8 protein-coding genes and 1 tRNA gene are annotated in these 12,294 nt (G+C 59.6%); all 9 read left to right on the top strand.

The features are described from left to right. The first annotated feature begins 12 nt into the window (after positions 1-12). The 9 genes from ACSQ22_RS12440 (at position 13) to rpoC (ending at position 12,263) form a co-directional block, all read left to right on the top strand. Positions 13-88, top strand: a tRNA-Trp gene (locus ACSQ22_RS12440). Positions 89-179: 91 nt separating this feature from the next. Further along, positions 180-566 (top strand): preprotein translocase subunit SecE, encoded by a 387-nt coding sequence (secE, locus tag ACSQ22_RS12435; protein ID WP_121422025.1) that lies wholly within the window; start codon positions 180-182, stop codon positions 564-566. Beyond that, positions 563-1,159 carry a transcription termination/antitermination protein NusG gene (gene nusG, locus ACSQ22_RS12430; RefSeq protein ID WP_082437456.1) on the top strand — a complete coding sequence of 199 codons (597 nt, stop codon included), beginning with the start codon at positions 563-565 and terminating at the stop codon, positions 1,157-1,159. The genes secE and nusG overlap by 4 nt, the downstream gene beginning before the upstream one ends. Before the next feature lie 163 nt (positions 1,160-1,322). Then, a complete protein-coding gene (rplK, locus tag ACSQ22_RS12425) occupies positions 1,323-1,754 on the top strand; it encodes a 50S ribosomal protein L11 (RefSeq protein ID WP_010467238.1) in 432 nt (143 codons plus the stop codon). Next, complete coding sequence (rplA, locus tag ACSQ22_RS12420) at positions 1,755-2,450, top strand: 50S ribosomal protein L1 (RefSeq protein ID WP_055398510.1); 696 nt, start codon at positions 1,755-1,757, stop codon at positions 2,448-2,450. A gap of 233 nt (positions 2,451-2,683) precedes the next feature. Beyond that, complete coding sequence (gene rplJ, locus ACSQ22_RS12415; RefSeq protein ID WP_055398511.1) at positions 2,684-3,208, top strand: 50S ribosomal protein L10; 525 nt, start codon at positions 2,684-2,686, stop codon at positions 3,206-3,208. A gap of 40 nt (positions 3,209-3,248) precedes the next feature. Then, positions 3,249-3,626, top strand: a complete 378-nt coding sequence (gene rplL / locus ACSQ22_RS12410) for a 50S ribosomal protein L7/L12 (protein ID WP_008907085.1) — start codon at positions 3,249-3,251, stop codon at positions 3,624-3,626. Between the two features lie 267 nt (positions 3,627-3,893). After that, positions 3,894-8,006 carry a DNA-directed RNA polymerase subunit beta gene (rpoB, locus tag ACSQ22_RS12405; RefSeq protein ID WP_436130471.1) on the top strand — a complete coding sequence of 1,371 codons (4,113 nt, stop codon included), beginning with the start codon at positions 3,894-3,896 and terminating at the stop codon, positions 8,004-8,006. Positions 8,007-8,027: 21 nt separating this feature from the next. Further along, positions 8,028-12,263: a DNA-directed RNA polymerase subunit beta' gene (gene rpoC / locus ACSQ22_RS12400; RefSeq protein WP_055398513.1), complete on the top strand. Its 4,236-nt coding sequence runs from the start codon at positions 8,028-8,030 to the stop codon at positions 12,261-12,263. The last annotated feature ends 31 nt before the right edge of the window (positions 12,264-12,294 follow it).

Genomic DNA, 12,294 nt, shown 5'->3' with positions numbered 1-12,294 from the left:
GGCAAGGTATACAGGGGTATAGCTCAATTGGCAGAGCGTCGGTCTCCAAAACCGAAGGTTGTAGGTTCGATTCCTACTGCCCCTGCCACTTGAATGTGGCCCAAAACAAGCCCGCCAGACCCTGGCGGGCTTCGGTGTCTTAAGTGATGCCGTGCATCGGAAGCAGGAAATACTCAAAGATGGCCACTTCACAGGTTGAAACAGTCAATACAGGCGCAGACAAGGCCAAGCTCGCTGCGGTGGTGGCCCTGGTCATCGCTTCGGTTGCAGGCTTCTATTTGTTGGGAAAACAAGGCGCTGTGGTGCAGTGGGCTGCGCTGATCGTTGGGCTGGCTGCTGCTGCTGGCGTGTTCTTGGTGTCGGAGTCCGGTCGCCAGTTCGTCGCCTTTGCCAAAGACGCTTGGCGCGAGGTGAAGAAGGTCGTTTGGCCCACCCGCAAGGAAACCCTGCAGATGACGGCCTACGTATTCGCCTTTGTGGTGATCATGGCCCTTTTCCTGTGGTTCACTGACAAGACGCTGGAATGGGTCTTGTACGACTTGATTTTGGGCTGGAGAAAGTCATGACAACCGCTGCGGAAATCACTGGAGCAGAAGCTCCTGCAGGCGCTTCTGCTTCGGCAAATCCCGATCTGCGTTGGTACATTGTCCATGCCTACTCGGGCATGGAAAAGGCTGTGGAGCGCAATATTCAGGAGCGGATTGGTCGCTCGGGTATGCAGGACAAGTTTGGTCGCATTCTGGTGCCGACCGAGGAAGTGGTCGAAATGAAGAACGGCCAGCGCAAGACGACAGAGCGTCGCTTGTTTCCTGGCTATGTGTTCGTCGAGATGGTGATGGACGATGACACTTGGCATCTGGTGAAGCACACCAACAAGGTGACGGGGTTTGTAGGGGGGGCGAAAAATCGCCCTGCGCCGATTTCTGAAGAGGAAGTCCAGAAAATCGTCAGTCAGATGCAGGAAGGCACAGACAAGCCTCGCCACAAGATCGAATTCATGGTCGGCGAACTTGTACGTGTCAAAGAAGGTCCCTTCACCGACTTCAATGGTTCGGTTGAAGAGGTCAATTACGAAAAGAGCCGCGTGCGGGTCTCCGTGATGATTTTTGGTCGCTCCACGCCCGTCGAGCTGGAGTTTGGGCAGGTCGAAAAGACATAGGTCTTTCGGATAACACCTAAGTTCTCCCTGGCGAGGCCAGGGTAAGCAGTTGGATGCCGCACTTTTCGACTCGGTGCGAACATCGTGATAGCGAGTCGTTAACCCCGGGGAGCCAGTTGTTGCGTGGTGCGACAACAGCGTTATGACCCGTAAGGAGTAAAACATGGCGAAAAAAATCGTCGGTTTTATCAAGCTGCAAGTTCCAGCTGGTAAGGCCAACCCATCCCCACCCATCGGCCCAGCACTGGGTCAACGTGGTCTCAACATCATGGAGTTCTGCAAGGCATTCAATGCGCAGACCCAAGGTGTGGAGCCAGGTCTGCCACTGCCCGTGGTCATCACGGCGTTCGCGGACAAGAGCTTTACCTTCATCATCAAGACGCCGCCTGCGACGACTCTGATCAAGAAGGCTATCAAGCTCGAAAAAGGTTCTTCCAATCCGCTGAAGACCAAGGTTGGCAAGATCACGCGCGAACAGCTCGAAGAAATCGCCAAGACCAAGATGAAGGACATGAATGCTGCGAATGTTGACGCTGCTGTCCGTACGCTGGCTGGTTCCGCTCGCTCGATGGGCGTGACGGTGGAGGGTTTGTAAATGGCCAAGTTGACAAAAAAGCAAAAGGCCCTGCAGGGCAAGGTTGACAGCACCAAGCTGTACGCCTTTGCAGATGCCGTGGTTCTGGTGAAGGAAGCTGCTACTGCTAAGTTCGATGAATCCATCGACGTGGCTGTTCAGCTGGGCATTGATGCCAAGAAGTCCGACCAGGTGGTGCGTGGCGCTGTCGTGCTGCCCAACGGTACTGGCAAGACGACCCGTGTGGCCGTCTTTGCGCAAGGTGCCAAGGCGGAAGAAGCCAAGGCTGCTGGCGCTGACATCGTTGGCATGGATGACCTGGCTGCCATGGTGAAGGCTGGTGACATGCCCTTCGACGTGGTGATCGCTGCTCCTGACGCCATGCGCGTTGTGGGTACCCTGGGTCAGATCCTTGGCCCACGTGGCCTGATGCCAAACCCCAAGGTGGGCACGGTTACTCCCGACGTGGCTACGGCTGTGAAGAACGCCAAGGCTGGTCAGGTGCAGTTCCGTGTGGACAAGGCCGGTATCGTGCACAGCACTATTGGCCGCCGCTCGTTCGACAATGAAAAGCTGCAAGGTAACCTGGCTGCACTGATCGACGCTCTGAACAAGGCCAAGCCTGCTTCGAGCAAGGGTCTGTACCTGCGCAAGGTCGCTGTGTCCTCCACGATGGGCGTTGGCGTCCGCGTGGACACACAATCCATCGCAGCGTAATTGCGGTAAAAAATCTTCGGGCCTGCTAGGGCCTGATGTGGTGGGCTGGGGTGGTGCAACAACCATCTCCAGGCCATCCAAGACCGTTGGTGTGCAGCCTTGCACTTAATCCCTCCGGGGCCAACGCAGATGGCGATCCCGCTGCAGATGGAATTCATTCCGAAACAGTTGGTCGCTGCAACAAGAGCGTGTACGAGGGCGCAAGCCTGAATGCACAATTTAAGGAGTAGACCTTGAGTCTTAATCGCAGTGAGAAAGAAGCGGTCATCAGTGAAGTGACCAGCCTCGCCGCTAAAGCTCAAACGCTTGTGATCGCGGAATACCGTGGCATCACGGTCGCCGACATGACCAAACTGCGTGTGGAAGCTCGCAGCAAGGGCGTGAACCTGAGTGTTCTGAAGAACACTTTGGCCCGCCGTGCTGTGGCCGGCAGCGCGTTTGACGTGGTGGCTGACCAGATGACCGGTCCTCTGATCTATGGCTTCTCCGAAGACGCCGTGGCTGCCGCGAAAGTGGTGGCTGACTTTGCGAAAACCAACGACAAGCTGGTGATTCGCGGTGGCGCTTTCGGTGGTAAGGCCCTGGACGTGAACGGCGTTAAGCAACTGGCCAACATTCCTTCCAAGGAAGTTCTGCTGGCTCAGATTTGTGGCTTGCTTATGTCCCCCATGTCGCGTACGGCCGTTGTGCTGGGCGCACTGGCGGCGAAAAAAGGCGAAGGCGCAGCCGCACCGGCCGCCGAACCTGTTGCGGCTTGATAGCCCGGCAGACAACCAACACAATTGTTAGGAAATCAAAATGGCATTCGATAAAGACGCATTTTTGACCGCGCTGGACAGCATGACGGTTCTGGAACTCAATGACCTGGTGAAGGCCATTGAAGAGAAGTTTGGCGTGAGCGCTGCAGCCATGGCTGCTCCAGCTGCCGCTGGTGGTGGCGCTGGCGCCGCTGCTGCTGAAGAAAAGACGGAATTCAACGTGGTGCTGACCGAAGCTGGCGCCAACAAGGTGTCCGTCATCAAGGCAGTGCGCGAAATCACTGGCCTGGGCCTCAAGGAAGCCAAGGACCTGGTGGACGGCGCTCCAAAGAACGTCAAGGAAGGCATTGCCAAGGCCGACGCCGAAGCAGCCGTCAAGAAGCTGGTGGAAGCCGGCGCCAAGGCCGAACTCAAGTAATTCGGTCTTGCTCAAGGGCTGGAGTGCTCCTCAAAGGGCCTCCAGCCTTTGGTGCTTTCAGAGCGCACCCGAAAGCCGCCGTGCAAACGCTGGTTTTCGAGTGTCTTCTGACAACCCCGACAGCAGAAGACGCCTTGGTTCGGGTGATGTGCAACGCATCACCGTCCGCCATGGTTGGTAGTGGCCAACCGCCAAGCCCGTAAGGACAGCGCTCCTTGCGGGTCAGTCGTCGAAGACCCAGGACTCATGTCTTTGCCCGGAGATCTCATGGCCTATTCCTACACCGAACGCAAGCGAATTCGCAAAAGTTTCGGCACCCGCGATAGCGTGCTCGAAGTTCCTTATCTGCTGCAGATGCAGAAGGACGCCTACACCGCTTTCTTGCAGGCTGATAAAGCACCCCAGAAAAGAACCATCGAAGGCCTTCAGGCTGCATTCGACGCTGCCTTTCCTATCGTCTCCCACAACGGTTTTGTGGAGATGAAGTTCATTGAATACAACCTGGCCAAGCCGGCTTTTGATGTGCGCGAGTGCCAGACCCGTGGTCTGACTTTCGCCTCGGCTGTGCGCGCCAAGGTGCAACTGATCATTTATGACCGCGAGTCCTCGACCTCGCAGTCCAAGGTGGTCAAGGAAGTGAAGGAGCAAGAGGTCTACATGGGTGAAGTGCCCCTGATGACCGACAAGGGCTCGTTCATCATCAACGGCACCGAGCGTGTGATCGTGTCGCAGCTGCACCGTTCGCCGGGTGTGTTTTTCGAGCATGACAAGGGCAAGACCCACAGCTCGGGCAAGCTGCTGTTCTCGGCGCGCATCATTCCTTACCGTGGCTCTTGGCTCGACTTCGAGTTCGACCCCAAGGACATCCTGTACTTCCGCGTGGACCGTCGCCGCAAGATGCCGGTCACGATCCTGCTCAAGGCCATCGGCCTGAATCCAGAATCTATCCTGGCGAACTTCTTCGTCAACGATAACTTCCGCTTGATGGACAGCGGTGCACAAATGGAATTTGTGTCCGAGCGTCTGCGTGGTGAAGTGGCCCGTTTTGACATCACCGACAAATCCGGTAAGGTCGTAGTGGCCAAGGACAAGCGCGTGACGGCCCGTCACACCCGCGAACTGGAACAGTCTGGTACCACGCACATTAGCGTGCCCGAAGACTTCCTGATAGGTCGTGTCGTGGCCCGCAACATTGTGGATGCGGACACTGGTGAGATCATCGCCAAGGCCAATGACGAGCTGACCGAAGCGCTGCTCAAGAAGCTGCGCAGCGCTGGTGTGCAAGACGTACAGTGCATCTACACCAATGAACTCGACCAGGGGGCGTACATGTCGCAGACCCTGCGCATCGACGAAACGGTGGACGAATTTGCTGCACGCGTGGCCATCTACCGCATGATGCGCCCCGGCGAGCCGCCTACGGAAGACGCCGTGCAGGCCCTGTTCCAGCGCCTGTTCTACAACCCCGACACGTACGACCTGTCGCGTGTGGGCCGCATGAAGTTCAACGCCAAGATTGGCCGCGACGAATCCACTGGCCCCATGGTGCTGTCCAACGAAGACATCCTGGCTGTGGTCAAGATTCTGGTGGACCTGCGCAACGGCAACGGCGAAGTCGATGACATCGATCACCTGGGCAACCGCCGCGTGCGTTGCGTGGGCGAACTGGCCGAAAACCAGTACCGCACGGGCCTGGCACGTATCGAAAAGGCGGTGAAGGAACGTCTGGGCCAGGCCGAGCAAGAGCCGCTGATGCCCCACGACCTGATCAACAGCAAGCCGATCTCGGCTGCCCTGAAGGAATTCTTCGGCGCGTCGCAGCTGTCGCAGTTCATGGACCAGACCAATCCGCTCGCCGAAATCACGCACAAGCGCCGTGTTTCCGCCCTGGGCCCGGGTGGTCTGACCCGCGAACGCGCAGGCTTCGAAGTGCGCGACGTGCACGTAACCCATTACGGCCGCGTCTGCCCTATCGAAACGCCTGAAGGCCCTAACATCGGCCTGATCAACTCGCTGGCTCTGTACGCTCGGCTGAACGAGTACGGTTTCATCGAAACCCCTTACCGTCGCGTGGTGGATGGCAAGGTCACGAACGAGATCGACTACCTCTCCGCCATCGAAGAAGGCAAATACGTGATCGCGCAGGCGAATGCAGTGCTCGACAAGGATGGCCGTTTGACGGGTGATCTGGTGTCTGCCCGTGAGAAGGGTGAATCCATTCTGTGTGGTGCAGACCGCGTGCAGTACATGGACGTGTCGCCCGCGCAGATCGTGTCGGTCGCGGCTTCGCTGGTGCCCTTCCTGGAACACGATGATGCGAACCGCGCGCTGATGGGCGCCAACATGTCGCGCCAGGCCGTGCCAGTGCTGCGTCCTGAAAAGCCGCTGGTGGGCACGGGCATCGAGCGCGTGGCTGCCGTGGACTCGGGCACCGTCGTGACGGCGACCCGTGGCGGTGTGGTGGACTATGTGGATGCGACCCGTATCGTGATCCGCGTCAACGATGCCGAAGCCGTGGCCGGTGAAGTGGGTGTGGACATCTACAACCTCATCAAGTACCAGCGTTCCAACCAGAACACCAATATCCACCAGCGCCCCATCGTCAAGAAGGGCGACATGCTGGTCAAGGGTGACGTGATCGCCGACGGCGCATCGACGGACTTCGGCGAAATCGCCATCGGCCAGAACATGCTGATTGCGTTCATGCCTTGGAACGGCTACAACTTCGAAGATTCGATCCTGATCTCCGAACGCGTGGTGGCCGAAGACCGCTATACCTCGATCCACATCGAGGAACTCGTGGTCATGGCGCGCGACACGAAGCTGGGCGCCGAAGAAATCACGCGCGACATTCCGAACCTGTCTGAGCAGCAACTGAACCGCCTGGACGAGTCCGGCATCATCTACGTGGGCGCTGAAGTGCAACCCGGCGATACGCTGGTGGGCAAGGTCACGCCCAAGGGCGAAACGACGCTCACGCCTGAAGAGAAGCTGCTGCGCGCCATCTTCGGCGAGAAGGCTTCCGACGTGAAGGACACCTCGCTGCGGGTGGACCAGGGCTCGTCGGGCACCGTGATCGACGTGCAGGTCTTCACCCGCGAAGGCATCCAGCGTGACAAGCGCGCCCAGCAGATCATCGACGATGAACTCAAGCGTTTCCGCCTGGACCTGAACGACCAGCTGCGCATTGTGGAAGCCGACGCTTTCGACCGTATCGAAAAGCTGCTGAACGGCCGTGTGGCCAACGGCGGCCCGCAGAAGTTGGCCAAGGGCACGAAGATCGACAAGGCCTACCTGTCGTCCGTCGAGAAGTTCCACTGGTTCGACATCCGCCCGGCTGAAGACGAAGTAGCTACGCAACTCGAGTCCATCAAGAACGCGCTGGAGCAGACGCGCCACAGCTTCGACCTGGCTTTTGAAGAAAAGCGCAAGAAGCTCACGCAAGGCGACGAGTTGCCTGCGGGCGTGCTCAAGATGGTCAAGGTGTACTTGGCCGTTAAGCGCCGTCTGCAGCCAGGTGACAAGATGGCCGGCCGCCACGGTAACAAGGGTGTGGTCTCCAAGATCGTTCCGGTCGAAGACATGCCTTACATGGCCGACGGCACACCTGCCGATATCGTTCTGAACCCGCTGGGCGTGCCCTCGCGGATGAACATTGGTCAGGTGCTGGAAGTCCACCTGGGCTGGGCCGGCAAGGGCATTGGCCAACGCATCGGCAACATGCTGCAGGAGCAGGCCAAGGCCGCCGACATGCGCAAGTTCCTCGAAGAGGTGTACAACTCGCGCGGCCGCACGGAAGACCTGTCGCTGCTCAGCGATGAAGATGTGATGGCCATGGCTGCCAACCTGACCAACGGTGTGCCTTATGCGACGCCCGTGTTCGATGGTGCTTCGGAAGAAGAAATCAAGGACATGCTCAAGATCGCCTACCCAGACGACATTGCAGAGCGCAAGGGCCTCACGCCCACCCGCACGCAGGCGTACCTGTTCGATGGCCGTACGGGCGAGCGCTTCGAGCGTCCCACCACCATTGGTTACATGCACTACCTGAAGCTGCACCATTTGGTGGACGACAAGATGCACGCCCGCTCGACCGGTCCTTACTCGCTCGTCACGCAGCAGCCGCTGGGTGGTAAGGCGCAGTTTGGTGGCCAGCGTTTCGGGGAAATGGAAGTGTGGGCGCTGGAAGCTTATGGCGCCGCTTACGTCCTGCAGGAAATGCTGACCGTGAAGTCCGACGACGTGGTGGGCCGTACCAAGGTGTACGAATCCATTGTCAAGGGCGAACACGCCATCGAAGCCGGCATGCCGGAATCGTTCAATGTGCTGGTCAAGGAAATCCGTTCGCTGGGCCTGGACATCGAGCTGGAACGCTCCTAAGCAGAAAAGGAAAGAGTCACTATGAAATCGCTACTCGACCTGTTCAAGCAATTTACGCCGGACGAGCATTTCGATGCCATCCGCATCGGCATGGCTTCGCCCGAAAAGATCCGTTCGTGGTCTTTCGGCGAAGTGAAGAAGCCCGAAACCATCAACTACCGCACGTTCAAGCCCGAGCGCGACGGCCTGTTCTGCGCCAAGATTTTTGGTCCTATCAAGGACTACGAATGCCTGTGCGGCAAGTACAAGCGCCTCAAGCACCGTGGTGTGATCTGCGAGAAGTGCGGCGTTGAAGTCACGCAGACCAAGGTGCGCCGCGAGCGCATGGGCCACATCGACCTGGCCGCACCGTGCGCCCACATCTGGTTCCTGAAGTCGCTGCCATCGCGTCTGGGCCTGGTGCTGGACATGACGCTGCGCGACATTGAGCGCGTGCTGTACTTTGAAGCCTACGTGGTGACCGACCCCGGCATGACGCCACTGAAGAAGTTCAGCATCATGTCCGAGGACGACTACGACGCCAAGCGCAAGGAATACGGCGACGAATTCATCGCCAAGATGGGCGCTGAGGGTATCAAGGACCTGCTGGAATCCATCGACATCGACATGTCGATTGAGCGCCTGCGTGGCGACCTGACCGGCTCTGAAGTCAAGGTCAAGAAGAACGCCAAGCGCCTGAAGGTGCTGGAAGCGTTCAAGAAGTCGGGCATCAAGCCCGAGTGGATGGTGCTCGAAGTGCTGCCCGTGCTGCCACCGGACCTGCGTCCGCTGGTGCCGCTGGACGGCGGCCGCTTTGCCACGTCTGACCTGAACGACCTGTATCGCCGCGTCATCAACCGCAACTCGCGCCTGCGCCGCCTGCTGGAGCTGAAGGCCCCTGAAATCATCGCCCGCAACGAAAAGCGGATGCTGCAGGAAGCTGTTGACTCGCTGCTGGACAACGGCCGCCGTGGCAAGGCCATGACGGGCGCCAACAAGCGTGCTCTGAAGTCGCTGGCCGACATGATCAAGGGCAAGTCCGGCCGTTTCCGCCAGAACTTGCTGGGCAAGCGCGTGGACTACTCCGGTCGTTCCGTGATTACCGTGGGCCCAACGCTCAAGCTGCACCAGTGCGGCCTGCCCAAGCTGATGGCGCTGGAACTGTTCAAGCCTTTCATCTTCTCGCGCCTCGAAGCCATGGGCATCGCGACGACGATCAAGGCCGCCAAGAAGGAAGTCGAATCCGGCACCCCCGTGGTGTGGGACATCCTGGAAGAGGTGATCAAAGAGCACCCTGTGATGCTGAACCGTGCACCTACGCTGCACCGTTTGGGTATCCAGGCCTTTGAGCCCATCCTGATCGAAGGCAAGGCCATCCAGCTGCACCCCCTCGTTTGCGCGGCCTTCAACGCCGACTTCGACGGTGACCAGATGGCTGTCCACGTCCCGCTGTCGGTGGAAGCGCAGATGGAAGCCCGCACGCTGATGCTGGCCTCCAACAACGTGCTGTTCCCTGCTTCGGGCGAACCCTCCATCGTTCCTTCGCAGGACGTGGTGCTGGGCTTGTACTACGCCACCCGCGATCGCATCAACGGCAAGGGTGAAGGCCTGGTGTTTGCCGATACCGGTGAAGTGCAGCGTGCTTTGGACGCTGGCGAGGTCGAACTGGCCGCCAAGATCACGGTGCGCATGACCGAGTGGACCAAGAACAAGGAAACGGGCGAATTCGTTCCGTCCACCTCGCTCGTGGAAACCACGGCCGGCCGTGCGCTGCTGTCCGAGATTCTTCCCAAGGGCCTGCCGTTCTCCAACATGAACAAGGCGCTCAAGAAGAAGGAAATCTCGCGCCTGATCAACGTCTCGTTCCGCAAGTGCGGTCTGAAGGAAACGGTCGTGTTCGCCGACAAGCTGCTGCAAAACGGCTTCCGTCTGGCCACGCGCGCCGGCATCTCGATCGCCATTGATGACATGCTGGTGCCGCCACAAAAGGCCGGCATCATCGAGCGTTCCGAGAAGGAAGTGAAGGAGATCGAACAGCAGTATGTGTCCGGTCTGGTCACCTCTGGCGAGCGCTACAACAAGGTGGTGGACATCTGGGGCAAGGCCGGCGACGAAGTGTCCAAGGTGATGATGGCCCAGCTGTCCAAGCAGAAGGTCATGGACCGCCACGGCAAGGAAGTGGACCAGGAGTCCTTCAACTCCATCTACATGATGGCCGACTCCGGCGCGCGGGGTTCCGCTGCGCAGATTCGCCAGGTGGCCGGTATGCGGGGCCTGATGGCCAAGCCAGACGGCTCGATCATCGAAACGCCTATCACCGCGAACTTCCGCGAAGGTCTGAACGTGCTGGAGTACTTCATCTCCACCCACGGTGCCCGTAAGGGTCTGGCCGACACGGCGCTGAAGACCGCCAACTCGGGTTACCTGACCCGCCGTCTGGTGGACGTGACGCAGGATCTTGTGGTGACCGAAGAAGATTGCGGCACTTCCAATGGTTCGCTGATGCGCGCCATCGTCGAAGGCGGTGAAGTGATCGAATCGCTGCGCGACCGTATCCTGGGCCGCACGGCGGCGGAAGACGTGCTGCACCCCGAGAACCGCTCGGTGCTGGTCTCAGCGGGTGTCATGCTCGACGAAGACCTCATCGAAGAACTCGAAGCGGCTGGCGTGGACGAAGTGAAGGTTCGCACGGCACTGACCTGCGAAACCCGCTACGGCCTGTGCGCCAAGTGCTACGGACGCGACCTGGGCCGCGGCGGCCTGATCAACCTCGGCGAAGCCGTGGGTGTGATCGCTGCCCAGTCCATCGGCGAACCCGGCACGCAGCTGACCATGCGTACGTTCCACATCGGTGGTGCGGCTTCGCGTGCAGCCATCGCGTCGAGCGTGGAAGCCAAGTCCAACGGCGTGATCGGCTTCAACGCCACGATGCGCTACGTGAGCAACACCAAGGGCGAGCTGGTGGTGATTGCGCGTTCGGGTGAAATCATCATCCACGACGAGCATGGCCGCGAGCGCGAACGCCACAAGGTGCCTTACGGTGCAACGCTGACGGTCAAGGCCGACCAGACCATCAAGGCTGGCACCATCCTCGCCAACTGGGATCCGCTGACGCGCCCCATCATCACCGAGTTCGCCGGTCAGACCAAGTTCGAGAACGTCGAAGAAGGTCTCACGGTGGCCAAGCAGGTCGACGAAGTGACCGGCCTGTCCACGCTGGTGGTGATCGATCCGAAGCGCCGTGGCGCTGCCAAGGTCGTGCGCCCGCAGGTGAAGCTGATCGACGCCCAGGGCAACGAAGTGAAGATCCCTGGCACCGACCACTCGGTGACCATCGGCTTCCAGGTGGGCGCTCTGATTCAGGTGCGCGATGGCCAGGATGTGGGCCCCGGCGAAGTGCTGGCGCGTATTCCGGTCGAAGGTCAGAAGACCCGCGACATTACCGGCGGTCTGCCCCGTGTGGCCGAGCTGTTCGAAGCCCGTACGCCGAAGGACAAGGGCACGCTGGCCGAGATGACCGGTACCGTGTCGTTCGGCAAGGAAACCAAGGGCAAGGTCCGCTTGCAGATCACTGATCCTGAAGGCCATGTGTTCGAAGAACTCGTGCCCAAGGAAAAGAACATCCTGGTGCACGAAGGCCAGGTGGTGAACAAGGGCGAATCGATTGTGGACGGCCCGGCCGACCCACAAGACATCCTGCGTTTGCTGGGTATCGAAGAGCTGTCGCGCTACATCGTTGATGAAGTGCAGGATGTGTACCGCTTGCAGGGTGTGAAGATCAACGACAAGCACATCGAGGTGATCGTTCGCCAGATGCTGCGCCGTGTCGTGGTCGAGAACGTTGGCGAGTCCAACTACATCGCCGGTGAACAGATCGAGCGTTCCGAGATCCTCAACACCAACGATGCGTTGCAGGCCGAAGGCAAGATCCCCGCGACCTACAGCAACCTGCTGCTGGGTATCACCAAGGCTTCGCTGTCGACCGACTCGTTCATCTCGGCCGCTTCCTTCCAGGAAACGACCCGCGTGCTCACCGAGGCTGCCATCATGGGCAAGCGCGACGAGCTGCGTGGCCTGAAGGAAAACGTGATCGTGGGTCGCCTGATCCCGGCCGGTACCGGCATGGCCTACCACCAGGCACGCAAGGCCAAGGACGCCATGGACGACGCCGAGCGCCGCGCCATTGCTGAAGCCGAAGCCGCCGAGATGGAAGCCCAGGGTGAAGCAACGGAAGTCGAGGGCAGCACCTCCACCGCGACCGACGCAGCCGCTGACTAAGCCTTCGGGCCGCCTCTGAAAAGCTCCCGTC

The organism is Acidovorax sp. LjRoot38 (genome assembly GCF_964252975.1).
GTDB classification, from domain to species: domain Bacteria; phylum Pseudomonadota; class Gammaproteobacteria; order Burkholderiales; family Burkholderiaceae_C; genus Acidovorax; species Acidovorax facilis.
The sequence above is the reverse complement of the archived record's forward strand: the minus strand, read 5'-3'. Positions and strand labels throughout refer to the sequence as shown.